The following is a 23,848-nucleotide window of genomic DNA, read 5'->3' as shown; positions in this document are numbered from 1 at the left end:
GAATCTGACCGAACTCGCCGACATCATCGACGACGCCCTGGACGCGGCCTGCGCGCGGAACCACTTCCCGCGCCCGAATATCGCCTTGGAGCCGGGTCGCGCCATTGTCGCGCGCGCAGGCGTGACGCTGTATCGCGTGCTGTCGATCAAGCATATCGATGGCGGACGGACCTACGTCACCGTCGACGGCGGCATGGGCGATAACGCCCGCGTCGCGCTGTACGGCGCGAATTACGAAGTGGTCATTGCCAATCGGCATCCCTGTGGCCCGCAGATGACCGCGACGGTGGCGGGTCGCTACTGCGAGGCGGGTGATGTGCTGGCCACCGATATCCGGCTTCCGGCCGACCTGCGCCCCGGTGAAGTGCTCGCGGTGCCGTGTACCGGCGCCTACCACCACAGCCTCGCCTCGTCCTACAACAGCGTCGGTCGTCCACCGATCATCGCGGTACGCGACGGACGCGCCCGCCAACTGATCCGCCGGGAAACCACCGACGATCTACTCGCCCGCGATATCGGCAACTGAGGGGCCGATCTCAGGCCTGTCCGGCGGCGTGTTCGATGAACCGGCCGAGAAGTTCGTGCAACTGTCGGCGTTCGGCCGCCGAGAACGGCGTGAGCAGTTCGACCACCGCCGCATCGGCGGTGCGATTGGCGGCATCGAGCCGCTCCCGTCCGCCCGGCGTGATGTGCACGGCATAGCTGCGCCGATCCCGCTCATCCTTACGCCGCTCCGCCAGACCCTGCCGCTCCAGCTCATCGATGATGTAGACCATCGACGACTTGTCCAGCTGCAACCGGTCGACCAACGCGCGCTGACTGAGCGGCCCCACCTCGGCCAGACAGCCGAGTACCCCGAGGTGACGCAGCTCGAGCTGTTGTTCCCGCAGTGCACGATTCGCCGCCGCGCGCGCATAGCGGTGCGCCAGATAGAGCTGACCGCCGATCTGGGCGCCGAGTTGCTCCGAAGTCTGCTCCACAGGCAAACTATATCCGATGACAGATCGTCTGAATTCAGATAGTTTAGATACATGAAGATTGTCATCGTCGGAGCTGGGCTGGCCGGACCCCTGCTCGCACAGGGTCTGCACCGTGCCGGAATCACCGTCGAGCTCTACGAACGGGAAGCCGCAGGCCATCACAGCCAGGGCTATCGCATCGCCCTCGGCCCGGAGGGCGACCTCGCACTGCGCGCCTGTCTGCCGCCGGACCGCTACGAACGAATCGTCGCCACCGCGGGCAAGCGCGGTACGGGCGTTCGGTTCCTCGACCCGCAACTGCACGTCGTCCGCGAGATCCTGGTGCCACCGACGGCCGCCGAGGAGGTGCATGGGCGGCATCTGACCGTCGACCGACTCACGCTGCGCAAGATCCTGCTCACCGGCATCGACATCCACCACGGTGCATCGTTCCAACGCTTCGAACTGCTCGACGACGGCCGGGTCCGGACCTACTTCGACGATGACACAGTCACCGATGCGGATCTTCTGGTCGCCGCGGACGGCACGCATTCCCGCATCCGCGCCCAGTGGCTGCCGGATGCCGAGGTAATCGAGACCGGCCAAGCGGAGATCTACGGCAAGACATCGCTGACCGACGAGATCCGCACGCTGACACCGGAGGCCGCACTGGATGGATTCAGCGTGGTCGCCGGTGACGACGGCCGGTTCATGTCGCTGGCCGCGCACGAATTCGCCTCCGGCGACGGCGAGGATTACGTGATGTGGGTGGTCGCCGCGCCGGACACACTGATTCCGGCCGACCTGTCCGCAATGGACAAGCAGCAACTGCAGAAGGTCGCCGCGGAACTGATCGCCGACTGGCCCGAGAATCTCGCCGCGCTCGTGCGGCATGCCGATCCGGAGTCCGTCCACAACACCACGATCCGGACGGCAAAACCGTTGTCGCACTGGGAAACCGGACCGGTCACGCTGATAGGCGACGCCATCCACACCATGATCCCGGCCGGGAGCAGCGCGGCGACAGCCCTGCGCGACGCCGCCCTGCTCTGCCGCCGCATTGCCGAGCGGACCGGTTCACTGCGCGACGCGGTCCACGCCTACGAAACCGAAATGCTCGACTACGGTTTCGCGATGGTGGAGCGCTCGCTGCGCAGTGCTACCTGATCCGCACTGTTTGAAGGTCCACCGTCTCCTTGATCCGCAGACCAGCACTGCTCGGGATCGGCGCGCTCACGCGCTCAGCGCTTGCGGGTGCCGAAAATACTGCGGCTGATCTCGCGCCCCGCGGCGGTCGCGGCCGAACGCAGGAAGCTCTTCACCGCCGGATTCTTCATGATGCGCTCGGCGGCGGATTCCTCCTCCGGGGCGGCCTTCGAACGCCCCGGAGCCGGAGCCGCCGCCGGTTCCTGTTGTGCCGCAGCAGCTTTCGTGGCCATGATCTCGTAGGCCGACTCACGATCGATGGTCTGGCCGTATTTCGCGGCCAGCGCACTGGACAGCGCCCGCGACTTGATCTGATCCTCTCCGATGGTATCCATCAGCGAGCGCGGCGGCTGAATCCTGGTCCACGCCACGGGAGTTGGCGCGCCCTCCTCCGAGAGCACCGTCACGATCGCCTCACCGGTACCCAGCGAGGTGAGCGCCTTCTCCAGGTCGTAGACGCCGGTCTTCGGGTAGGTGCGCACCGTCTTGGACAACGCCTTCTGATCGTCGGGCGTGAAGGCACGCAGCGCGTGCTGAATGCGCGCACCCAGTTGGGAGAGCACCGAATTCGGAATATCTGTGGGCAGCTGGGTGCAGAAGAAGACGCCGACACCCTTGGACCGGATCAGCTTGACCGTCTGCTCCACCTGCTCCAGGAAAGACTTCGAGGCATCCGCGAACAACAGGTGCGCCTCGTCGAAAATGAAGACCAGCTTCGGCTTTTCGACATCACCGACCTCGGGCAGCGTCTGGAACAGATCGGCGAGTACCCACATCAGGAAGGTCGAGAACATCACCGGTCGCGCCGCCTGCGCACCGAGTTCGAACAGCGTGATCACACCCTGACCGCCGGCGGTGCGCAGCAGATCGGCCGGATCCAGTTCGGGCTCACCGAAGAAGGTGTCGCCACCGTCGGCCTCGAGATTCAACAGCGCGCGCAGGATCACCCCCGCGGTGGCAGCCGAAACCCCGCCGATGCCCTTGAGATCCTCCTTGCCCTCAGGACTCGTGAGATGGGTGATAACCGCGCGCAGATCCTTCAGATCCAGCAGACCGAGACCCGCCTTATCCGCCCAGTGGAAAATCAGCCCGAGTGTCGACTCCTGAGTTTCGTTGAGCTCCAACACCTTGCTGAGCAGCACCGGCCCGAATGCGGTGATGGTCGCGCGGATCGGCACCCCGACACCACCGGTGCCGAGCGAAACGAATTCGGTCGGATAACCGGTCGGCGCCCAGTCCGGCGCACCGGTCTCGGCGGCCCTGGCGCTGAGCTTTTCATTGGCCTGTCCCTGCTGCGCGAGCCCCGACAGATCGCCCTTGATATCGGCGAGTACCACCGGAACCCCGGCCCGCGAAAGCTGTTCGGCGATGCCCTGCAGTGTTTTCGTCTTACCGGTGCCGGTCGCACCGGCGACCAGCCCGTGCCGATTCATGGTGCGCATCGGAATCCGTACGCGCGCAGTCGAATCCACGACGCCGTCCACGACAACTGTGCCCAATTCCAGTGCGGCTCCGTCGAACGCGTATCCGGCAGCGATCTGCTGCGCCACCGACTGTTCCGCGGCCTGCGCGGTCTTGGTCGCCGCTAACTGCGCGGATTCCGCCGCGGCAGCGCTGGCGACCGCGGTCTCCGCCGTCGCGCTGGCCTTGGATTGCGCGGCCTCGGCCTGCGCCACCGCATTCGCCGCATTCGGATCCGCGCTCGCGGCCGCCGCCTCCTGCTCGGCCAACTCGCGTTCGGCGGCTTCGGCCGCAGCGGCGGCTTCCGCGGCCACGCGCGCCGCCTCCTCGGCCGCCTTCCGTGCCGCAGCCGCCTTCTCCTGAGGGGTTGTCATCGCGCGTCCTCCGTCTGGTCCGCAGTGTTAGCTGTCGTGCCGAAAACGCATACGCCGATCTCCTGCAAACTCTATCGCCGCCGCTCCCCTGAGACGGCCCAACCCAGTGGACAGCCACTCCTACGCAACCAGCACCCGGTTTCGAGCGAAGCGAGAGTGAGCATGGGCCGTTCGCGGCCCGTCCCGGCCACCACCCCTCATCGAATCGCTACGCGATGCTGATATTCGGGGCCGCGAACACACGATGCCGAAGGCATCGCCAATAAATGCAGCTCATGTTGCCGGGGTGTCCGACAAATACGTGGTGTCGAATTTGACGCTTGTGAGACACGAACGCGCTGCGACAACGCGGCAAGGTGGGCCCCGTCGATCACGACCACGGCTACTGTGTGTCCAGTGAGCGACAAGTACGTGGTGTGGATGGATTGTGAGATGACCGGCCTGCGCCTCGACAGCGACAAGCTGATCGAAGTGGCCGCGCTCGTGACCGACAGCGACCTCAATATTCTCGGTGATGGCGTGGATATCGTGATCCACGCCGACGACGCGGCCCTGGCCGCCATGCCGCAGGTGGTCGCCGATATGCACGCACGTTCGGGCCTGACCGAGGAAGTGCGCCGCTCCACGGTCACCCTCGCCGATGCCGAAAAACTGGTACTCGACTACATCCGCGAATACGCCCCGACCGCGGGCACGGTCCCACTGGCCGGCAATTCCATCGCTACCGACCGCGGCTTCATCGCCCGCGATATGCCCGCCCTCGATGCGCATCTGCACTACCGGATGATCGATGTGAGTTCCATCAAGGAGCTGTGCCGCCGCTGGTACCCGCGCATCTACTTCGGCCAGCCGGAGAAGGGCCTGACCCACCGCGCCCTGGCCGATATCAAGGAATCCATCCGCGAACTCGAGTACTACCGACGCACGGCCTTCGTCGCCGCCCCCGGCCCGTCGACCGCAGAGATCGCCGCCGTTGCGAGCGAGGTGAGCGGTAGCGACAAGACGGCCGAGCAAAACGCGACGTCAGAAACCGATTAGGGACTCGAGGGGTTGACACGCTAGTATCGACCGCGCTGGTGATTCACTGGCGATGGTGAGTGTAGTTCAGTTGGTAGAGCACCAGGTTGTGATCCTGGCTGTCGCGGGTTCGAGTCCCGTCACTCACCCCAAAGCGGGCCAGGTCGGAGCACATCAGCTCCGACCTGGCCCGTTTTTCTACTCGACAGTGCCACGCGGTTCATACCGGCGACAACCATTCCTTGCTCGTCGTTGCCGCCTCCAGTGCATCCGGCAACGGGTCTACACCGAGGCCGGGCCCGTCAGGCACGGTGATGTATCCGGCTTCCAACCGCAGCGGTTCGATGATGTCTCGTTCGTAATAGCGATCCGAGGCCACGATGTCCGCCGGCAATGTACACCCGGGTAGCGCCGCTACCGCCAGATTCGCCGCCTGACCGAGCCCGGTTTCCAGCATTCCGCCGCAAAATGCCGGTACGCCGTGTGCCACACAGACATCGTGCGTCGAGCGTGCCTCGAGATAGCCGCCGACACGTCCGGCTTTGATATTCACCACCGAGCACGCCCCCAGCTCGATCGCATCGACAGCGCCGCGGGCCGAGAGAATCGATTCGTCCAGGCAGATCGGCGTACGCAAGCGACGGGCGAGCAAGATGTGATCGCGGCAGCAGTCCGCGGCTAGAGGCTGTTCCAGCATTTCGAGTCCGAACTCGTCGAGACCGGCGAGGTGGTCGGCATCGGCCGAGGTATAGGCGCCGTTCGCGTCGACCTGCAGCTCGAGAGCGTCGCCGAACCGCTCCCGAACCGCCCGCACCGGCGCGATATCCCATCCTGGCTCGATCTTCAGCTTGATCCGCTGGTAGCCCTGTTCCAGATATTCCACGACGGTATCCAGCAGTTCGGGTATCTCGTCCATGATCCCGATCGAGACACCCGCGGCCACCGATGTGCGAGTCGCACCGAGATATCCGGCGTAAGAACGTCGTCGGGAGCGCAGCCAGGCGTCGAGGATCGCCATCTCCAACGCGGCCTTGGCCATTCGATGACCACGAAACCGCGCAAGCGTGGGCGCTACATCATTCGGGTCGAGATCGCGGCCGCCCAGTGCCGGCAACAGAAACCGGCGGATGACGTCGGCGGCGCCATCGATGTACTCGGAGGAAAAACTCGGAGCGGGCAGTGCTACGCACTCGCCCCAACCCTGGGCGTCCGAGGCAACCACCCGCAGCAGGAGAATGTCGCGCCACAATTCGACCCCGAACGAGGTCCGAAATGGGCTGCGCAGCGGAAGGCCCAGCCGACGCAGCTCAACGCCCTCGAGCCTCACCTTCACAGCTTGGCATATCAGCCCCCTGCCGATAGCCGCTTACTATCACCAATTATCTGACAGATTACTGTTTCACTCCGTAGACTGCGGGCATCAGGGGCGGTGTCACCGGGACGCCACCCCGGCTGATCAGAAAGACACCAAGTTCGTGATGCGTTCCGCGGTAATCGCAGCTTTCGTCGGCACAACCCTGCTCGCAGGCGCCACCGGTACCGCAGCCGCGGATATCGCGATCGAACCGGGCACCGGATCCAGCACGGGTTCGAGCTCGGTCACCACCGGATCTGCCGGCGGTGTCACCACCACCGGCTCCTCGGGCACCGGCTCGGCCGGTGCCGCGATGTCCGGCTTCGAGAATCTGCTGTTCGGCGGGCCGCTGCTGTGTGCCGCCCTCGGGAGCGCCGTCGGGGCGACGCTCAGTTGCGCATAGGCGATTGCCTAGCGGTTGTCGGCGTTGCCGGCCTTCCACTCCGGCCACGGAATGTTCCAGTCACCGAGTCCGTCGACGCCCGAAAGCGTGCCGCCCACAGTGTTCTTGACGATGGTGATGTCGCCACGCTTGGCGTTCTGCAAAACCCACAGCGCGTTCGCCGGGCTCAGGTTCAGGCAGCCGTGGCTGGTATTCGAGTAGCCCTGCGCACCGACCGACCACGGCGCGGAGTGAAAGAAGATGCCGGAGTAGGAAAGTCGGGTCGCGTAGTCGACCGGCGTCTTGTAGCCGTTCGGCGAACTCACCGCGACGCCGTAGGTCGAGGAGTCCATGATGATGTTGTCGAAGCGGTCGCCGACGATGTAGATGCCGTTATCGGTCGGGGTGCTGTCCTTACCCATCGAGGTGGGCATGGTCCGCACCACCTGACCGTTCATCTCCACCGTCACCTGCTTGGTGTTGTCGTCCGCGGTGAAGATCGTCGGATCGCCGACGGTGAAGAACGAGTGGATATTGTCCTGGCCGAACAGCCCGCTGCCGAGATCACGGCCGTAGACGTTCACATCGATGGTGACCTTGGTTCCCGGCGCCCAGAAATGCTCCGGCCGCCACCGGACCTCGCGCTTGTTCACCCAGTAGAAGGCGCCCTCGACCGGCGGCTCCGTGGTGATCTTGATTGCCTTCTGCGCGGCCATACGGTCCGGGATGTTCTCGTCGAACTGCACGGCCACCGGCTGGCCGATGCCGACCACTTCGCCCTCGCCCGGCAGCAGATACGGTTTGGTCTGGCTGTCCGGGGAACTGGTGGTGAAGCTCAACATCGCGGAGTTCGCGCCGCCGAGACCGATCGCGTCGGCCTTCAGCTTGTAGGTCTTGCCGTAGCCGAGCACCTCGGTGTTCTCCCAGGTCCGGCCGTCCGCGGCCAGCTTGCCCGCAACCGGAACACCCTGCGAGTTGGTCAATGTCACGGCGGTGAACTTGCCGTCGTCGACCTTGAAGGTCAGCGGCACGCCCGGCGAAACTCCCATGTCACCGTCCTTGACCGGCGACAACAGCTTGGGCTTCATCAGTTCGGTGATCGGATTACGGTCGATGGCCACCGTCGAGGCGTCGGTGGCGTTGGACGACGAACACGCCGTCAAGGCCAGCGCCAACACCGCACATACGACTACCGGTCCCGTGATCTTTCTCATCGACCGATGTCGACCCTGACCAACGCTCATTACCAACCCCGTTTCAAGTCCCGATGCAGCCAGGCACCGACGGCTTCGGATCCAACCCGACCACGCTCCTCCCGCAACGCCGACGGAGTTCGGTCTGGACCACGCTCCAGACATTCTGCCAGCTCAACGGGTCCAGTCCAATGTGAAATCACTCCGCCACAGGCGAGTTCCATCGGTTAGATCATCCGCACCCCGCCGGGTGTTAACACCCACCGCGAACTCCCGCATCGCCCCCGGTCAGAAACCGATTTCACTTCTGGGTACTCGGCCTGTTAATCTTTGTCCCGCACCGGAACACGGAGCGCAGCAAGACACGCGCCATTAGCTCAATTGGCAGAGCAGCTGACTCTTAATCAGCGGGTTCGGGGTTCGAGTCCCTGATGGCGCACTTAAATTAGTAGGTCAGGCCCGATATCATGATCGGGCTTGTTCGGTCTACCGGACCGTCACCAAAGGAACACCAAAAAGTCACCACCAATGGTGGTTCCTCAGCTGGCCGCGCCTAGCCCCAACTCCAGCACGGCCGATGAGTCCCGTGCCTGCACCGGCGAGACGATGTAATGCCGCCGCGTGATGCCCTCACGAGAATGCCCCAACTGCTTCGCGGCCGTCTTCGAATCCGACGCCTCAGCGATCAGCGTTGCGACTGTCTTCCGGAATGTGTACTGCGTCACATCCTTGTACAGGGTGCGCGTGCGCCAACCCATACCGCCTGCGGCGCGACATGGGCATGTCGGCGTCGACGGGGACGACCAGGCCGTCCTGAAGCTGCTTGCGCCCCAACTGCTCTCGCACCTTCGGGAACCAGGATCCCTCTTCCTCGCCACGGCGGCCGCGCGGCGGAAACACGAGGCCACGCCGAAGCGCAGGCCGATCTGGTAATTGGCGCGATAGCGCGCCTGGGTGCGGCGGCACTTCGCCGATGATGGACCGCTGAGTCGGCCCGCCGCAGACCAGCGCGGGCCGACCCAGCGCAGAGCCCGGGCTAGTCGCGGAAACGACGCCGAGCGAACTGCGCTACTCGATTCTCATCTCTTCGTAGGCGACAGTGACGCTCTCACTCGCCGGCTCCGCATCCTCAGCGTCGAGGGCAGGCTCCGTCCAACTGGTCGGCAAGGCACGCAGCAAGCGAATCCGGCGACCAGGCTTCCTATCGGCGTCCATTACGGTGATGGTGATGTCCTGTCTGGCGGACTCCGCGTCGTCGTCGGCCAGCGTTCGCTCGATCCAATCGGTGAACGCTTTGCTCCGATCAAGCCCCCGGGTGATCCGCACCTCACCCAACGTGCCCTCCGACGGCTGGCTGATACCCAGCACGTCCTGCACCATTTCGACTCTGAACTCGCCCAGATCGATGGCGAAGGTGCGGCTGTCGGTCTTGTCCTGGATTTGCATGTCGACCTCCTGAATTCGTAACCGGTGGGTTCTCGCTCATGAGGCAATGCCACTCGAGAATACGGTGTGGCTGGAGCCACCGGAGTGGGAATTCATCCAATCCAGTCGTGGTGCTGGTCGGGGTAGTCGGGTTCCGATGCGCTGCGTCGGCTGGTAGATGACGAAGCCGACGGGGGATTTTCGTTTCATAATCCATCGGAGCGGTGACACCGGGCGTGAGGCTCATCACCCGGTACGCCGCGTGGGGGCATCGCGGCTCAGCCGACCCAGGGCGGGTTGATGACGGTTCCGTCGAGCAACTCACCCTGGAATCCGACCGGGACCGTCACGACGAGCACGGCCGGCTCGGCGGCCGAATTCGTCAGGGAGATCATCGAATTCGCGGGGGCCACCGCAGCGTCACCGGCCACCAGCGCCTCCGCCTGCCCATCGATCGTGATCGTCACCGCTCCCTGGATCACTACGAACGCCTCCTCGCGCAACACCTTGTGCGGCACGCCTTCCGTCTCGGCCGACACCTGGATCTGCCAGACGCAGAGTTCGGCGCTGCCGGTGCCGGGACGGATATAGGAGGTGAATCGGGTGCCGTGCATTTCGTGGACTTCAGCATCGGCGGCGCGGGTTACTGGCATGTCTTCAACTCCTTCATTTGGTCAAGCAGCTTGACTATATAGTCAAGCAAGTTGCCTATCCGTGTCAAGATGTCAGTCATGTCGGATCTGAAACCCGCTTCGCCCCTGCGACCCGGCCAGGATCTCGCGCTGCTGTTGCTCGCCGCAGGGGCCGCTGCCACCGACGCCATTCACGCCGGGGTGGTGGCGGCCGGGTTCGACGATGTGCGGCCGACGCACGGGTTCGCATTCGTGCGGCTGTCGCCGAACGGGGCGACAGTCGGCGAGTTGGCCGAACATCTGGGAGTGACCAAACAGGCCGCCAGCCAGTTGGTGGACGAACTCGTGCGCAAGGGTTACGCCGAGCGCAACGCGCATCCGGACGACGCGCGCGCACGGTTGATCACACTGACCGCGAAAGGGTGGGCCTGCACGCGCGCGGCCGATGCCGCCGCGGCCGAATTCGCCGACCAGTGGGCGTCCGTTTTGGGCGATTCCACGGTGGCCGAATTGCGTAACACTTTGACCCGCGTGGTGGCCCCCGGAAGGGTCCGTCCGGCCTCTTGGTGACCAAATCGAGACAAAGTGGCCTGCGTTACCCTGAAATTTCCGTGACCTGCATCACATCACGTTTAGCGGCAAACTCCCCGCATACGGGTGGTTTCCAGGAGCTCGACCAGGGCTTTCCAAGATCGGCAACCCCTGCCATTCACTCTTCGTTCATGCTGCGTTAACCGACCGTGACCAAGCTGAGATCAGGTCGCAAACAGACCTACAGTTTGGTTACACCGTGGAGCAATCCACACGCAGTCGGAAAACGACCGCAACGGCAGATGGGTTTCACCCGCCGCGGTCGCCGGAGATACAGCGGCACCACAGCCCGTGACCGCCTTCTCCCCGCTCGACAGCGGCACCGCCGGGAACCGACCCCGGGTGGCTCACACCGCGTCGCGCGCCAGGGCTCGCCTGGCCTTCACAACAAAACCCGAAAACAGCATACGGAACCGATTCAGGCGGGCCTTCCCACCGGGTGCCCCGTCGGAGATCCGCGCTGCCTGAACTGGGCCGGATCGCCTCTCTGGACACGATCAAGGAACTGATTTCGAAATGCTCGACAAACGCCTCCCCTCTTTCCGCCGCCTATCGCTGCGTGACAGTGTCACCCTCGCTGTGGCCGCGGCCGGTGTCATCGCCGTCGGCACCTCCTCCGTAGTCGCGCTGGCCGACGACAGCGTTCCGTCGCGCATTGCCATGGTCGCCGAGCAGCAGCCCGCCCCCGCGGCCGCACCGGTCGATGCGACGGCCACGCCGGTCGATGCCCCGCTCGTTCCCGGTCTGCCCGCGCTGCCGGAACTGCCGCAGGTCCCCGGCCTGCCCCTGCCGCCGCCCCCGGCCCCGGTCTACGAGGACAACCTCGACGGCTGGATCCACCACGCGCTCGACATCATGGGCGCGCAGGGCATCCCGGGTAGCTACGACGGCATCTACCGCAACATCATGCGCGAATCGGGCGGCAACCCCCAGGCCATCAACCTCTGGGACTCCAACGCCGCCGCCGGCATCCCGTCCAAGGGTCTGCTCCAGGTGATCGACCCGACCTTCAACGCCTACCACGTCGAAGGCACCGCCTGGGACATCTGGGAGCCGGTCGCCAACATCACCGCGGCCTGCAACTACGCGGCCCACCGCTACGGCTCGATGGATAACGTCAACTCGGCGTACTGATCCACGACTTCGCGAACAATGCCTCCCCGCCCGATGGCGGGGAGGCATTGTCGTAGGGTCGACCAGGACCGACCACCACCGATGCGGATTCCGCCATGACCGATTACGCCCACTCCGACCATGCGTCGAAGAGCCGCGCCGAGAAGGCGCGCCGCCTCGCCACCTTTATCTGGGATCGCGGCATCACCGGAACGGAACTGCTGGATATGCCGGCCGCGGTCCGCCGGAAGCTGGCGCGCGCGGCCGAGACGAATCCGCCGAGCACCGACGAGACGTGGACGACTGTGGCGAAGCTGCTCGACGAGAAGGACACCTGGGCCGCTCGTCATCCGAATCATCCTGCGGCACAGCGCAATAACAGCGACGAGAAGCTGCTGTGGGTGAAACCGCCGATCACCCCGTGGTGATTCAGTAACCGAGTTCGGACTCGCTCTCGGCCTCGACGACCACCTTGTCGGCCAGCGAGCGCAGCGCACGCGCCTCGGCGGGTGTCATCGGATCGACGAAGATCCGGCGCACCAGTTCGACGTGGTTCGGGGCCGCCTTCTCCAGGACCTTGTGTCCCTGGGGGGTGAGTTCGACCAGAATCCCCCTGGCGTCGTCCTCGGCCGGGCGACGGTCGACGAGTCCGCGAGCGGCCATGCGCGCCAAGTGTTTCGAGAGCCTGCTCTTCTCCCAGCAGACCTCGGCGGCCAACTCCTTGGCGCGCAGACAGCCGCCGGGCGCGGCCGACAACGGCACCAGGAGCTCGTAGTCGGCGGTGGACAGGCCGTCCTGGGCCAGCCCGGCCGATAGCGCCGCATCCAGGCGCTGGCGCAGCCGGATGAAGGCCTGCCAGGTCTGCTGCTCGTCATCGCTCAACCAACGCACCACGGGAATGATCCTAGCCAGCGATTGGTTGACATGGACACAAACTATTCAGGAGGTGCCCATGCCGGCCATCACCGTCCCCGACATCATGGTGCTGCCGCGATTACCTCGACCCACGGATTCGACGCGGGAACGCAAGGTGAGCAGCATCAGCACCGCACATCAGCAGCGCGAAGGCGCGGGCTTCGAGGTGCGCAGGCCGTTCCCGAGCATGGATCTGCGCTCGGCCGATCCATTCATCCTGCTCGACCAGATGGGTCCGGTCGCCTATGAGCCGTACGAGGCCAAGGGCGCCCCGTGGCATCCACATCGCGGCTTCGAGACCGTCACCTACGTCATGGACGGCACCATGGTGCATCACGATTCCAATGGCGGCGGTGGCGTCATCAGCGAGGGCGATACCCAGTGGATGACGGCCGGTTCCGGCATCCTGCACGATGAACTGCCCGCCGAGGAATTGGTCATCGCGGGCGGCTGGTTCCACGGCATCCAACTGTGGGTCAATCTGCCGCGCGCGCAGAAGATGGCCGCACCGCGCTATCAGGATCTGCGCGGCAGTGAATTGACGCTGGTCAGTTCGCACGACGGTGGCGCATTGGTGCGCATAATCGCGGGCGAGATGGGCGGCTTCGATGGTCCGGGTTCGACCTATACCCCGATCGCCTACGCACACGCCTCCCTCACCCCGGACGGCCAGCTGGAAACCCCATGGCCGCAACGGTTTACCGCGATGGCGTACGTATTGTCCGGCAGCGGAACAGTGGGCGCCGAGCGACGGCCGATCAGCGAAGGTCAACTCGCGGCATTCGGCCCCGGCGACTCGATCACCGTCGCCGCGGATGCATTGCAACACAACCGAACCGGCGACCTGGAGGTACTGCTGCTCGGCGGCCTGCCGATCAAAGAGCCTGTGGTTCAATACGGTCCGTTCGTCATGAACACCCGCGCCGAAATCATCCAGGCCATGTCGGATTACCAGGCCGGACGCATGGGCAATATCCCGGCCGAACATCTGGCGGGTAGGCGTTTGGGTGAATAACGAACGAAGGGGCGTTGTCCCCTAATGCCCCTAATTGTTTTGCTGCGCGGTTGACAAGTACGCGGCCCGTCACAACAGTGGATGCGGCGTCTCCCCCTGGACGCTACTCCACCGCAGCACACAAACAGAGGAATATATGAACGTTCGCCGGCTCACCGTCAGCGTTGCCGCCGCGGGACTCGCTTTCCTAGCGGCACCCGCAGCCCTGGCCGACGTCCCCACCGGTTCCGCGGGAACAGGCTCATCCGCCATCGATACCGGATCGGCCGCGACCGGTTCGGCAGGCATGTCCCAGACCGGCTCAGCCGGTGGCGCATTCGCCAACTGCGACGAGGCCCGCGCGGCCGGTCGGGCACCGCTGTTCCGCGGGGAACCGGGCTACGGCCCGCATTTGGATCCGGACGGCGACGGTTTCGCCTGCCCGACGGTCTGATAGTCCTGAACGTAGAACACCCGGTGTGGCTGGCCACACCGGGTGTTCTACGTTTTCGGCTCAGCGGAAGATCTTCACCAGCACCAACCCGACGACCACCGCGGCCGCGCCGATCAGGCTGTACTTCACCTTCGGCTGGTTGAGCTTCGCCAGCACCATGTGCTTGGTGTCATCGGCGATGCGCTGCGGATCGGCTCGTACGGCGATTTCGTCGAGCGTGCTCGCGAGCCGTGTCCGTGCGGCCTCGATCTCCCGCTCGATCCGCTCGGTATCCCTAGCCACGTATATCCTCCTGTATTCAATATGCCGCGAACCGCGCTGCCGACGAGTCTAGCCAGCCGGGCTGCGTCGGTGCTGCCGTGTTGTCGGGGCGTTCGATTACCGTGCAAGAGGTGACCGACAACCAACGACTCTCCCCCGGCGCCGCCGCCCCCGATTTCACCCTGCCCGACGCCGACGGCAAGGACGTTTCACTGTCCGACTACCGCGGCCGCAAGGTGATCGTCTACTTCTACCCCGCCGCGAGCACCCCCGGCTGCACCAAACAGGCCTGCGATTTCCGCGACAACCTCGCCGACCTCGAGGGTGCGGGCATCGAGGTCATCGGCATCTCGCCCGATAAGCCCGCCAAATTGGCCAAGTTCCGCGACAACGAAAAGCTCACCTTCCCGCTGCTCTCGGATCCGGACAAATCCGTGCTCACCGCATGGGGTGCGTTCGGTGAGAAGACCATGTACGGCAAGACCGTAACCGGCGTCATCCGCTCCACATTCCTGGTCGACGAGAAAGGCGAAATCGAAGTGGCGCAATACAACGTCCGCGCCACCGGCCACGTAGCCAAACTCCGTCGCGACCTGTCGGTGTAGACCGAAGCGCAGATCGGCTTCCGTCCAACGGGTTTCGTCCAGGTCGAAGTCGCATAAAACGAAAGGTCCGGAGCCACTGGGGCACCGGACCTCTCGAAGATTTTCTCCTAGGTGGGCTGCATCTGCTGGGTCGCCCATTGCACGAGCAAGCGGACGTGGTTGTCCCACCAGTGGTAGAACTCGGGGGTGAAGGCCGCAGGCGGCGGAGCCTCACCCGGGAAGAGCATGGCGTCGTTCGGAGCACCGACTTTGGTAGTCGACCCCGGGGTTCCGGTGCCCGGGAGCTGCTGAGGCGATCCGGCCGCCTCGTTTCCGTACTCGTGTGCATCCGGAGAGACCAATACGGGTGGCTGAGCGCCCCAGTGTTCGTTGTACTGCGGAAGGTTGTTCAGATCGAAGTCGGTCACCGTCGAGTCGGCGGTGTTTCCGGCGGCAGCGGGTTGCCGGGCCTCCGGACGATTGAACGGGTTGATATTCGGCTGCACCGAGGAACCCGCGGTGGAGCCGCTCGCCGATCCGGTATCACCGTCGACCACGCGGGCATCCGCGGTGACCCGCGCGTCAGCGACGACTGCCCCCGTACGCGTTGTCACGTACAAACCGCCCGCGACCAGTCCGCCCGCCAGCACACTGGCCGCGGCGAACATGGCCGTGTGACCGCGCGTACTTCGCACCCGCTCGACCGGCTCACTCACACCCGTCGCATCGCCCATCGCGAACAGCGCCGCACCGACCGCCGAGGCGGAGGTCGCGATCTTGCACGACAGCACCGGAGCACCGAAGCCGTCCATCGCGGTGGCCACCACCGAGCCGTCCGCGGCCGAGCCGATCAGCACCACCGCATCCGGCCGAACCATGGCGGCCTCGAACTGGTCCCACGCATCCGAGACCGCGACGTCGAGCGCCTCGGCGGTCGCACTGCCGGACTGACTGGTCGCGGCCAGCACCCTAGTGCGCTTGCGGTCGACCAGTGTGAACGCCTGATGCCCTGGGACCACCTCACAGATGAGCAGGTCGTCGAATTCATCGAGCCAGGTCATGACCCCGGCCACACTCAGATGTGCAGATTTGGCCGATACCAGCGAGGCAGTATGCCACGGGCCGGACGCCAATTTGGTGACGATGGCACGCCGCTCGGCGGCATCGCGGTAGGTGACCGCCACACCCACGATATCCCGCTCGGACTCCAACTCTGCCGCTAGTGTGTCCATCGCCGTCTGGACCGCAACCGCCAGGTCCGCCTTCGAATCGCCTCGAGTTTTCACCACCCGCTGCAGTAGCACCCGCTCGGATAGCTGCTCGCCGCCGTCGGCGAGGGCTACCGCGTGAACGGCGCCGCGTTCGGTGGAAACGCCTAGAGTTACCACGGATCGAGCTCCCACTGATCACGCCTTCCCAGTGCAATTACCGAGCTCACGAGCTTGCCGAAACCCCTGAGCCCCTTGGATTCCCCGGCACGAACGTGCGTTGAGATGCACGCACGCTCGGTTATGTGTTCGGCGCCATCTCGGGCTTGGATGGGTGATGAAATGTGACAGTCCTTAACACGCAGATGCGGTGCGCGTGTCGCACGTGTGCCGATACCGCTAGCCTTGATACGTGGATGTACGCACGGAGGCCAGGTCGAAGCAGCGACGTCTGGACCCTGCGTTGGACCTGCAGGACGACCCGCAGGAGCTCATGCCGCGGCGCAGGCCGACTCAGGAACGCAGTAAACGCAAGTTCGATGCCCTCTTGCAGGCGTCCCGGGAATTGCTCGTCGAGGTCGGATTCGAATCGTTCACCTGTGAAGAGGTGGCGGCGCGGGCGGAAGTGCCGATCGGCACGCTGTATCAGTTCTTCGCCAACAAATACGTCATCGTCTGCGAGTTGAATCGCCAAGACCTGGTTGCGGTTTCCCAGGAACTCGCCGATTTCCACGGCGAAATCCCGTCATTGGACTGGTTGCGGCATATGAACCAGTTCGTCGACCATCTGGCGAATCTGTGGATGACCGACCCGTCCCGGCGCGAAGTGTGGCTGGCAATGCAGTCCACCCCGTCCACCCGAGCCACCGGCGCGATCCATGAAAAGGAATTCGCCGAGGTCGTCTCGCAAATGCTGCGCCCGCTGACCCCGCGCACCCCCCGCGCGCGCCGCACCATGATGGCCGAGGTCCTGGTGCACGTCGTCTACTCGATGCTGAACTTCTCCGTGCAAGACGACCAGAGCAACACCGAAGCGGTCTCCGAACTCAAGCGGCTGATGGTGGCATACCTCATGGTTGCCGAAAAGGAATCCCGAACCGGCGGCGAACGCTAACCTTCAGCAATCCATATTCGAGCCGGGCACCCTGTGTCCAGGGTGCCCGGCTCGAATATGGGATTCGGCTACTGCGCTTCGCGACCTTCGATGAGGTCGGCGAGTTCACCCGGATCCTCGAGGACGACCATGGCGGCGGCGGTGTCGCCGTCGTGCGTCAGGGACAGGTGAACCCTTGCGCGGGGCAGGAATTCGGCGGCCAAACCGTGCAGTTTGATGCTCGGACGACCCCAGGCGTCGTTGACCACCTCGATGAGGGGGTACGGATTGTCGCCGATCTGCGGGCGCCGCGCGAAACGCGAAGACGCCCATGCCTTCAACACCGCTTCTTTGGCCGCCCAGCGTGCCGCGTAACTGCGTGCCGGGTCGGTGCCCTTGCTCTGACAGTAGCGCCGCTCACCGGCGGTGAAACTCTCCCGGAGCATGGTGGTTCCGGACCGTTGCAACTGTTCGGCGAACTCGGAGATGGTCACCAAGTCCAAGCCGATACCCAGGATGGTCAATGCGTCGCCGCTCCTCAGCCTTCGAGCTCAATGAAAAAGTCAGAGTGCGGCCGCCGTAGCGACCGCACTCTGCACGGTAATGGCCGAAGCCGCTATGCCATAGAGCCACCGGCATCGAGTTGCCCGAGAATCACTGCCCCGGTGCCACAACCCGCGCCATCGGCCCGGTAGGTGCCGTTGCCGGACAACCGCGCCTCCGGCGAGAGCAGCACGTCGGCCTCCAGCTGACGCTTCTGCTCCGACGGCGTGCCGTCGGCACCGAGACGCCGATCCGCCGGCCGCTCGTACAGCGGGGCGCCACCGCACATGGCCTCGGTGAACCGCTGCCGTCCGGCGAGCTGACGCTGCTGCGCCCGGCGCTGGTACTCCTCGCGCCGACCCGGCTCGATCGCCTGGATGAATGCCTCCGGATGCACCACCGCGAGCAGACCCGAGACGTGGCCGAAGCCGAGCGAGGTCAGCAGACCGGCCTTGAGCGGGAACCGCTCACCGAAGCGCAGCGGTTCGCGCGCCCAGACCAGATGCGGGTAGGCCTGCATCTTGTCGTCGACACAGTCCAGGCTCCGATTCGGCGGCACCACACCGTTTTCCAGCACCTGGCACAGGCCGATGAGCTGGAAGGCGGCCGCGCCGCCCTTGGCATGTCCGGTCAGGCTCTTCTGCGAAACCACGAACAGGGGCGCGCCTTCGGAACGTCCGACGGCCGTGGCCAACCGCTCGTGCAGTTCGGACTCGTTCGGATCATTGGCCGCGGTCGAGGTGTCGTGCTTGGAGATGACCGCGATATCGTCCGGCGCCACACCGAGTTTGCGCAGTTCGGCGGCGAATTTGGATTCACGACCGCCCCGTCCCGCACCGAGCGCGCCCAGGCCGGGCGCCGGGATGGAGGTGTGCACGCCGTCGGCGAAGGACTGCGCGAAGGCAACCACACCGAGTACCGGCAGGCCCATTTCCACCGCCACATCGCCGCGCGCCAGCAGTACGGTGCCGCCACCCTGCGATTCCACGAAGCCGCCGCGACGGCGGTCGTTCGCGCGGGAGAAGTACCGGTCGCTGATGCCCTTGGCGCTCATGGCCGCCGAATCCGCGGTGGCCGACATATCACCGAAGCCGACGATGCCCTCGATACCGAGATCGTCGAAGCCACCGGCGACCACCAATTCGGCCTTGCCCAAACGGATCTTGTCGACGCCCTCCTCGACCGACACCGCGGCCGTCGCACAGGCCGCCACCGGATGCACCATCGCACCGTAGCTGCCGACGTAGGACTGCACCACATGCGCGAGCGCGACGTTCGGCAGCGCCTCCTGCAGGATGTCGTTCGGGCGCGAGTCACCGAGCAGGTTGTCGATGTAGAGCGAGCGCATCGAGGACATGCCGCCCATACCGGTGCCCTGGGTGTTGGCGACCAGGCTCGGGTGCACCCAGCTCATCAGCTCGGCCGGGCTGAACCCGGAGCTGATGAACGCGTCTACGGTGCAGACGATATTCCACAGCGCGACCCGGTCCACCGAGGCCGCCATATCGGCGGAGATGCCCCAAATGGTGGGATCCCAGCCGGTCGGGATCTGACCGCCGACAGTGCGCGACAGCTTGGCCTTGCGCGGTACCCGAATCTCGGTGCCCGCCTTGCGGATCACCTGCCAGTCAGCGGAATCGGCGACCGGGGTGATCACCGTGTGCTCCGGATCCGCGGCGTAGAAGGCGCGCGCCTCGGCTTCGCCACCGACCGTGAAGGTCAGATCCTGGTCCAGGAAGACCGAGGTCATCAGCGGTGCGGCATTGTCGACCATGGCGCCGTCGTCCTCGTAGCGGCGCACACCGCAGCGCGCGACGACCGCGTCGTGGTACTTCTCGGCCACCTCGTGTTCGGGGACGTAGTCACCGGATTCGGTGTCGTACCAGCCGGGCTTGGGATCGTTCTCCCAGGCGACCAGACCGGTGGTCCAGGCGAGTTCGAGCACACCAGCGGCCGAGAGCTCGTCGGAGACCTCCATCTCGAACCGGGTGCGCGCCGAACCGTACGGGCCGAGCTCGCCGGCACCGACGATGACGACCATATCGGCGAGATCGGCGGTCACCGAACCCCATTCGGGCACCGGCAGCGCCGAGCTCATGGTCGGCGGTGCGGGCAGCGCCGAAATCGTCCCCGCCGCAACGGCTTCCTCGGTCTCGACCGCGGCGGCCTCCTGAGCCTGCTTGGCCAGTGCGGGCAGATCGAGCTTGACCCTGGCGAGTCCGCCGGTGAGGTCGATCTGCTGCGGTCCGGTGGCGGTCACCTGACGGGCCCGCGAGGTGCACCACTTGAGCAGCTCATCGGCCATCTCGGCGGTGGACCAGGTGTGCACACCGGCCTTCTCGACCGCGGTCACCATCGGATCGTTGTGGCCCATCAGCCCGGTGCCGCGCACCCAGCCGATCAGGGCGTGTACCAGGGTGACCCGGCTCGACCACGACTTCTCCGCCCGCCACTTGGCGACCACCGCGTCGAGCGCGGCCTTGGACTCACCGTAGGCGCCGTCGCCGCCGAACATGCCGCGGTTGGGCGAACCCGGAAGCACCACATGCAGTTTCGCGTCGACATCGTGATCGGCGCCGATCTTGGACAGCCCACCGATCAGCCGCTCGACCGACCAGAGCAGGACCCGCATCTCCATTTCGGCGCGGGCGCCGGCGTCGGCGAGATCACCGGCGACCCGCGGTGCCGCGAACGGCAGCAGCAGGGTCGGGGTCATCGCGTCCTTGATCTTGACCTTCGCACCGCCCGCATTGTCGACCTGCTCGCTGCCGACCCAGTCGATCAGCGCGTCGACGTCCTGGTAGGACGCCATATTCGCGGGGACGACCCACAGCGCGGCACCATGGCGCGCATTCTCGCGGTAGAGCTTGCGGTAGAAGCCGAGCCGCTCGTCATTGAGGCTCGAGGTGGTGACCACCACCGTGGCGCCGCCGCCGAGCAGTCGACCGGTGGCTGCCGCCGCGATGGAACCCTTACTGGCACCGGTGATCACGGCGATATCCGAGGACCACAGGCCGGACTCTTCGGTGTTCAGCGCCGCCTCGGCGATGCGCTCGTACAACCCGGCGAGTACCGAGCGGGCCTCGTGCTTGGCCTTCTCACGCCACCAGTTCGCCTGTGCCGCAACGGCTTCGCCGGCACCGAGGAAGCCGTCCACCGACTCCTCGCCGGAACCGATGTCGTCGAGCAGCCAGAGCTTGGCCAGATCCTCGCGTGCGGTCGCCCAGCGGTCGTCGATCAGCACGGCTTTGCGGCCGTCGAATGCGGGCGCGACCAAACGCGGCCAGTCCGAACCCAATTCGGCCGAGACGAGATCGACCAGGGTGTCGGCCGAGGCCTCCGGCGCGGAGACCTGCTCGGTCAGGCCGAGCTGTTCGAGCACCACGCGGGCGGCCGTGGCCAGCACGCCGTCGCGACCGGTGATCTGTTCGGTGAACTCACCCAGCGCCGCGGCGTCCACGGTGGCGCCGCCACCGCCGCCCGCGCTCGGCAGCGATACCGCGACACCGCGCCGGGCCGCAACGGCCTGCACGGCGGCGTCGATGGCCGCATCGACCGAGGCGGCGTCGCTCACACTCGCGACCAATCCGCCGAGATCGCCACCGCGCACGCTGACACCCTCGCGGGTGCCGAGCGAAACCTCGGCGGTGACATGGTGGGCCCAGCCGTCGCCCAGCTCCCAGACCTTCTTGACCCGCTCGGCGATCGCGGCGGGCCGCTTGCCGGACGGCCCGAAGACCTTGCGCAGGTGATCGCCGATGGCATCGGAGAGCACCGAACCAAAAGGCTTGTAGGTACGGGCAAGTCGCTCGACGGTGGCCGAGAGCGCACCCATATCGGCGTCGGCGGCACCGTCGATCGCACCGAGCGACAGCTCGGAGCCGAGGTCGACGAGCAGCTGATTGCGCCGCGACGAGACGCCGTCGCAGAGGCCCTCAATGGTGTCGACCGGGCCGATCTGATCCAGCCGCAGCTTGGTCCACAGCGCGATGAGTACGCGGGTGGCGTCGGCGGCGGTGAACGCGATGTCATCCGGACGCGGACCACCCGAGCTCGCGACCGGAGCGACCACCGGGGCCGCCGCGACCGGCGCTGCGGCCGAAGCGGTTTCGACCGGCTCGTCGGCGGGCTCGTCGGCCGGGGCGGGATCGGTATCGGTCGAGTAGACGATCGCGGCCTCGCGCTCGATATTCAGCACCTCGACGGTGACCGTGCCGAAGGCGGGCAGCTTCAGCGTCTGGCTGGCCAGGTTCGCCACGGTCGGTGTTGCGCCCAAACCGATTTCGACGAACCGCTGCACGCCGAGTCCGCCGTGTGCGGCATCGGTGAACAGCAGATCCTGGGTCTCGATCCAACGCACCGGGCTGGCGAACTGCCAAGCCAGCAACTCGATCAGCACCACACGGCACAACTCGGTCGGGCGTGCGGCCCAGTCGTCGAAATCGGCGAGCACGGTAGCCAGCGGCTCCGAGGGCACCAGATCGGCGATCTCCTGGATGAACGCGCGCTCCAGCGAGAACGGCTTGGGCACCAGGTTCGGAATGTAGCGTCCGACCAGGATTTCCGGGTGCAGATCCGCGGGCAGCAACTGTTCGAGCTTGTGCCGGAACTCCGGCACACCCTCACGCAGCACGGTGGAGTGGAACGGCACATCGATGCCGGGGACCAGGATGAACGCCCGCTTACCACCGAATTCGGCACGGCGGCGGTCGATTTCGGTCTCCAACGCGTCCAGGCCCTTGACCGTGCCCGCGATCGCGTACTGCGAACCGCGCAGGTTCAGGTTGACGACCTCGAGGAATTCCCCGACACTCTCGCCCACACCGGAGACGAAGTCGATGACCTCGTCATCGGGCAGACCGATCTGCGACGGACGGATAGCCGCCATCCGATAGTCACTGCGGCCCTGCTCATCACGCGGCACCAGCTCGTGCATGGCCGAACCACGCTGGAAGACGACCTCCAGCACCGCCTCCAGCGGCAGCACACCGGCGACGGCCGCGAGCGCGTTGTACTCACCGACCGAATGTCCGGCCAGCATGGCGCCCTCGACGTAGGCACCGGCCTCGCGCAACTCGGCAACCTGCGCCACACCGAGCACCGCCATGGCGACCTGGGTGAACTGGGTCAGGTGCAGCACACCGTCCGGGTGCCGGTGTTCGACGCCGCGCGCCTTGAGGTAGGTCGGGTTGTCCCGGACCACAGCCAGGATCGAAAAACCAAGTGCCGCACGGGTGTGCTTATCGGCGCGCTCCCAGATCTCCTTGGCGGCCTTGGAGCGGGCACGGGCGTCCAGACCCATACCCTTGCGCTGAATGCCCTGGCCCGGGAAGGCGTAGACGGTCTTCGGGGCAGCGGTGCGACCGGTCGCGGTCATCACCAGATCCCCGTCGGCGCGGCAGGAGACCTCGACGATCTCGCTACCCGCGTCCACCGCGATCCGCTCGACGCGCACGTCGATCTCCGCGCCCGGGCGGACCATGCCGAGGAAACGAGTGGTCCACGCGGTCAAAGTCCGTGCCGGAGTGGAGCTTTCGGGATCCACCGCGGACACCACGTGCTGCGCGGCGGCCGAGAGCCACATGCCGTGCACAATCGGGCTACCGAGTCCGGCCAGCTTGGCGGCCGAATCGCTGGTGTGGATCGGGTTGTAGTCACCGGAGACCGCGGCGAAGGCACGCATCGTGCGCGGCGCCAGGATGGTGACGTCGCGACGGCGGCGACGCGGGGTGTCGGTGGCCGCATCCGAGACCACACCCGCCGCGCGCGGCGGATCGGTCAGCTCGCCCGCGCCGTTGCGGCCGCGGATGGCGAAGCGTTCGGTCAGCGTCGCCAGCGGCACCACGTCGAGGCCCTGATCCCGCATCTCCCCGACGGACACCCGCACCTCGACGACGCGTCCCAGGTCGGTGTCGACAACGTCGCCCGATTCGGCGCGGACAACGAGAATGCTGGTGTCGTGCGGCAGGTCGCGGTCGAGTGCGATCTGGTGATCGAGATGGACCAGATCCAGCATGCCCTCGATGACACTGTCGCCGTCGGCGCTGCGCGCGGCACCGAGTACCGCGAAGACGGCGGGCCAGGCACGC

General features: G+C 65.8%; 23 protein-coding genes and 2 tRNA genes. 13 read left to right on the top strand and 12 right to left on the bottom strand.

The window, feature by feature from the left end; translation table 11 throughout:
- The coding region (locus ON44_RS07985) for a diaminopimelate decarboxylase family protein (RefSeq protein ID WP_040687535.1) at positions 1–526 on the top strand (526 nt) is incomplete at its 5' end.
- A gap of 10 nt (positions 527–536) precedes the next feature.
- Here ON44_RS07985 and ON44_RS50030 read toward each other — a convergent pair.
- Positions 537–980, bottom strand: a complete 444-nt coding sequence (locus tag ON44_RS50030; RefSeq protein WP_051181725.1) for a MarR family winged helix-turn-helix transcriptional regulator — start codon at positions 978–980, stop codon at positions 537–539.
- Positions 981–1,031: 51 nt separating this feature from the next.
- Between ON44_RS50030 and ON44_RS07975 the strand changes: the two genes are divergently transcribed.
- The gene (locus ON44_RS07975) at positions 1,032–2,126 is read left to right on the top strand and encodes an FAD-dependent oxidoreductase (protein WP_040687531.1); all 1,095 of its coding nucleotides are present in this window, start codon (positions 1,032–1,034) and stop codon (positions 2,124–2,126) included.
- 74 nt (positions 2,127–2,200) lie between these two features.
- Here the strand turns inward: ON44_RS07975 and ON44_RS07970 are convergent, their stop codons facing one another.
- Entirely contained in the window at positions 2,201–4,000 is a 1,800-nt protein-coding gene (locus ON44_RS07970) for a helicase HerA-like domain-containing protein (protein WP_040687529.1), read from the bottom strand.
- Positions 4,001–4,396: 396 nt separating this feature from the next.
- Here ON44_RS07970 and orn point away from each other — a divergent pair, with 396 nt between their 5' ends.
- Positions 4,397–5,038 carry an oligoribonuclease gene (gene orn / locus ON44_RS07965; protein WP_040687527.1) on the top strand — a complete coding sequence of 214 codons (642 nt, stop codon included), beginning with the start codon at positions 4,397–4,399 and terminating at the stop codon, positions 5,036–5,038.
- Between the two features lie 55 nt (positions 5,039–5,093).
- Positions 5,094–5,169: transfer RNA gene (locus ON44_RS07960), tRNA-His, on the top strand.
- Between the two features lie 68 nt (positions 5,170–5,237).
- Here ON44_RS07960 and menC read toward each other — a convergent pair.
- Entirely contained in the window at positions 5,238–6,344 is a 1,107-nt protein-coding gene (gene menC, locus ON44_RS07955) for an o-succinylbenzoate synthase (protein ID WP_040687540.1), read from the bottom strand.
- A gap of 151 nt (positions 6,345–6,495) precedes the next feature.
- Between menC and ON44_RS07950 the strand changes: the two genes are divergently transcribed.
- A complete protein-coding gene (locus ON44_RS07950; RefSeq protein ID WP_040687525.1) occupies positions 6,496–6,774 on the top strand; it encodes a hypothetical protein in 279 nt (92 codons plus the stop codon).
- A gap of 8 nt (positions 6,775–6,782) precedes the next feature.
- Here ON44_RS07950 and ON44_RS07945 read toward each other — a convergent pair whose 3' ends face one another.
- Positions 6,783–7,997, bottom strand: coding sequence for a L,D-transpeptidase (locus ON44_RS07945; protein WP_040687523.1), 1,215 nt, complete (start codon positions 7,995–7,997; stop codon positions 6,783–6,785).
- Between the two features lie 315 nt (positions 7,998–8,312).
- On the opposite strand from ON44_RS07945, the gene ON44_RS07940 reads away from it, so the two are divergent.
- Positions 8,313–8,385: transfer RNA gene (locus ON44_RS07940), tRNA-Lys, on the top strand.
- 100 nt (positions 8,386–8,485) lie between these two features.
- Here ON44_RS07940 and ON44_RS07935 read toward each other — a convergent pair.
- The 3 genes from ON44_RS07935 to ON44_RS07925 form a co-directional block, all read right to left on the bottom strand.
- Positions 8,486–8,704 (bottom strand): site-specific integrase, encoded by a 219-nt coding sequence (locus ON44_RS07935; RefSeq protein ID WP_040687522.1) that lies wholly within the window; start codon positions 8,702–8,704, stop codon positions 8,486–8,488.
- A gap of 310 nt (positions 8,705–9,014) precedes the next feature.
- Positions 9,015–9,392, bottom strand: a complete 378-nt coding sequence (locus ON44_RS07930; RefSeq protein WP_040687521.1) for a phage tail protein — start codon at positions 9,390–9,392, stop codon at positions 9,015–9,017.
- A 257-nt stretch (positions 9,393–9,649) separates the two neighbouring features.
- Positions 9,650–10,024 (bottom strand): cupin domain-containing protein, encoded by a 375-nt coding sequence (locus tag ON44_RS07925; RefSeq protein WP_040687520.1) that lies wholly within the window; start codon positions 10,022–10,024, stop codon positions 9,650–9,652.
- Positions 10,025–10,102: 78 nt separating this feature from the next.
- Here ON44_RS07925 and ON44_RS07920 point away from each other — a divergent pair, with 78 nt between their 5' ends.
- The 3 genes from ON44_RS07920 (at position 10,103) to ON44_RS07910 (ending at position 12,135) form a co-directional block, all read left to right on the top strand.
- Positions 10,103–10,573: a MarR family winged helix-turn-helix transcriptional regulator gene (locus ON44_RS07920; RefSeq protein WP_051181723.1), complete on the top strand. Its 471-nt coding sequence runs from the start codon at positions 10,103–10,105 to the stop codon at positions 10,571–10,573.
- A 537-nt stretch (positions 10,574–11,110) separates the two neighbouring features.
- Entirely contained in the window at positions 11,111–11,728 is a 618-nt protein-coding gene (locus ON44_RS51635) for a transglycosylase SLT domain-containing protein (RefSeq protein ID WP_040687519.1), read from the top strand.
- Positions 11,729–11,823: 95 nt separating this feature from the next.
- Positions 11,824–12,135: a hypothetical protein gene (locus tag ON44_RS07910; RefSeq protein ID WP_040687518.1), complete on the top strand. Its 312-nt coding sequence runs from the start codon at positions 11,824–11,826 to the stop codon at positions 12,133–12,135.
- A gap of 1 nt (position 12,136) precedes the next feature.
- Here the strand turns inward: ON44_RS07910 and ON44_RS07905 are convergent, their stop codons facing one another.
- On the bottom strand, positions 12,137–12,601 hold the full coding sequence (locus ON44_RS07905) for a MarR family winged helix-turn-helix transcriptional regulator (RefSeq protein ID WP_040687517.1): 465 nt from the start codon (positions 12,599–12,601) through the stop codon (positions 12,137–12,139).
- 58 nt (positions 12,602–12,659) lie between these two features.
- On the opposite strand from ON44_RS07905, the gene ON44_RS07900 reads away from it, so the two are divergent.
- Positions 12,660–13,637 carry a pirin family protein gene (locus tag ON44_RS07900; RefSeq protein WP_040687538.1) on the top strand — a complete coding sequence of 326 codons (978 nt, stop codon included), beginning with the start codon at positions 12,660–12,662 and terminating at the stop codon, positions 13,635–13,637.
- 136 nt (positions 13,638–13,773) lie between these two features.
- Positions 13,774–14,070: an excalibur calcium-binding domain-containing protein gene (locus ON44_RS07895; RefSeq protein ID WP_040687515.1), complete on the top strand. Its 297-nt coding sequence runs from the start codon at positions 13,774–13,776 to the stop codon at positions 14,068–14,070.
- Positions 14,071–14,130: 60 nt separating this feature from the next.
- Here ON44_RS07895 and ON44_RS07890 read toward each other — a convergent pair whose 3' ends face one another.
- Positions 14,131–14,352 (bottom strand): DUF3618 domain-containing protein, encoded by a 222-nt coding sequence (locus ON44_RS07890; RefSeq protein WP_040687513.1) that lies wholly within the window; start codon positions 14,350–14,352, stop codon positions 14,131–14,133.
- 110 nt (positions 14,353–14,462) lie between these two features.
- Between ON44_RS07890 and bcp the strand changes: the two genes are divergently transcribed.
- Positions 14,463–14,936 carry a thioredoxin-dependent thiol peroxidase gene (bcp, locus tag ON44_RS07885; RefSeq protein WP_040687510.1) on the top strand — a complete coding sequence of 158 codons (474 nt, stop codon included), beginning with the start codon at positions 14,463–14,465 and terminating at the stop codon, positions 14,934–14,936.
- Between the two features lie 107 nt (positions 14,937–15,043).
- Here bcp and ON44_RS07880 read toward each other — a convergent pair whose 3' ends face one another.
- On the bottom strand, positions 15,044–16,303 hold the full coding sequence (locus ON44_RS07880) for a DUF7159 family protein (RefSeq protein WP_040687508.1): 1,260 nt from the start codon (positions 16,301–16,303) through the stop codon (positions 15,044–15,046).
- A gap of 313 nt (positions 16,304–16,616) precedes the next feature.
- On the opposite strand from ON44_RS07880, the gene ON44_RS07875 reads away from it, so the two are divergent.
- Positions 16,617–17,237 carry a TetR/AcrR family transcriptional regulator gene (locus ON44_RS07875; protein ID WP_245567053.1) on the top strand — a complete coding sequence of 207 codons (621 nt, stop codon included), beginning with the start codon at positions 16,617–16,619 and terminating at the stop codon, positions 17,235–17,237.
- Positions 17,238–17,305: 68 nt separating this feature from the next.
- Here ON44_RS07875 and acpS read toward each other — a convergent pair whose 3' ends face one another.
- Positions 17,306–17,740, bottom strand: a complete 435-nt coding sequence (gene acpS / locus ON44_RS07870) for a holo-ACP synthase AcpS (protein ID WP_040687506.1) — start codon at positions 17,738–17,740, stop codon at positions 17,306–17,308.
- A gap of 92 nt (positions 17,741–17,832) precedes the next feature.
- On the bottom strand, positions 17,833–23,848 hold a 6,016-nt coding region (locus ON44_RS07865; RefSeq protein ID WP_040687505.1), incomplete at its 5' end, for a type I polyketide synthase.

It is taken from the genome of Nocardia vinacea NBRC 16497 (assembly GCF_000308835.1).
Classification (GTDB): Bacteria; Actinomycetota; Actinomycetes; order Mycobacteriales; family Mycobacteriaceae; genus Nocardia; species Nocardia vinacea.
This window is presented reverse-complemented; position numbering and strand designations above follow the sequence as displayed.

Bases quoted from the DNA above. Each gene is read 5' to 3' on its own strand.
- ON44_RS07970 (WP_040687529.1), bottom strand. From the start codon at position 4,000: ATGACAACCCCTCAGGAGAAGGCGGCTGCGGCACGGAAGGCGGCCGAG.
- ON44_RS07935 (WP_040687522.1), bottom strand. From the start codon at position 8,704: ATGGGTTGGCGCACGCGCACCCTGTACAAGGATGTGACGCAGTACACA.
- ON44_RS07910 (WP_040687518.1), top strand. From the start codon at position 11,824: ATGACCGATTACGCCCACTCCGACCATGCGTCGAAGAGCCGCGCCGAG.
- ON44_RS07895 (WP_040687515.1), top strand. From the start codon at position 13,774: ATGAACGTTCGCCGGCTCACCGTCAGCGTTGCCGCCGCGGGACTCGCT.
- ON44_RS07900 (WP_040687538.1), top strand. From the start codon at position 12,660: ATGCCGGCCATCACCGTCCCCGACATCATGGTGCTGCCGCGATTACCT.
- ON44_RS07875 (WP_245567053.1), top strand. From the start codon at position 16,617: ATGCCGCGGCGCAGGCCGACTCAGGAACGCAGTAAACGCAAGTTCGAT.
- ON44_RS07930 (WP_040687521.1), bottom strand. From the start codon at position 9,392: ATGCAAATCCAGGACAAGACCGACAGCCGCACCTTCGCCATCGATCTG.
- ON44_RS07945 (WP_040687523.1), bottom strand. From the start codon at position 7,997: ATGAGCGTTGGTCAGGGTCGACATCGGTCGATGAGAAAGATCACGGGA.
- ON44_RS51635 (WP_040687519.1), top strand. From the start codon at position 11,111: ATGCTCGACAAACGCCTCCCCTCTTTCCGCCGCCTATCGCTGCGTGAC.
- ON44_RS07950 (WP_040687525.1), top strand. From the start codon at position 6,496: ATGCGTTCCGCGGTAATCGCAGCTTTCGTCGGCACAACCCTGCTCGCA.
- ON44_RS07925 (WP_040687520.1), bottom strand. From the start codon at position 10,024: ATGCCAGTAACCCGCGCCGCCGATGCTGAAGTCCACGAAATGCACGGC.
- ON44_RS07975 (WP_040687531.1), top strand. From the start codon at position 1,032: ATGAAGATTGTCATCGTCGGAGCTGGGCTGGCCGGACCCCTGCTCGCA.
- ON44_RS07920 (WP_051181723.1), top strand. From the start codon at position 10,103: ATGTCGGATCTGAAACCCGCTTCGCCCCTGCGACCCGGCCAGGATCTC.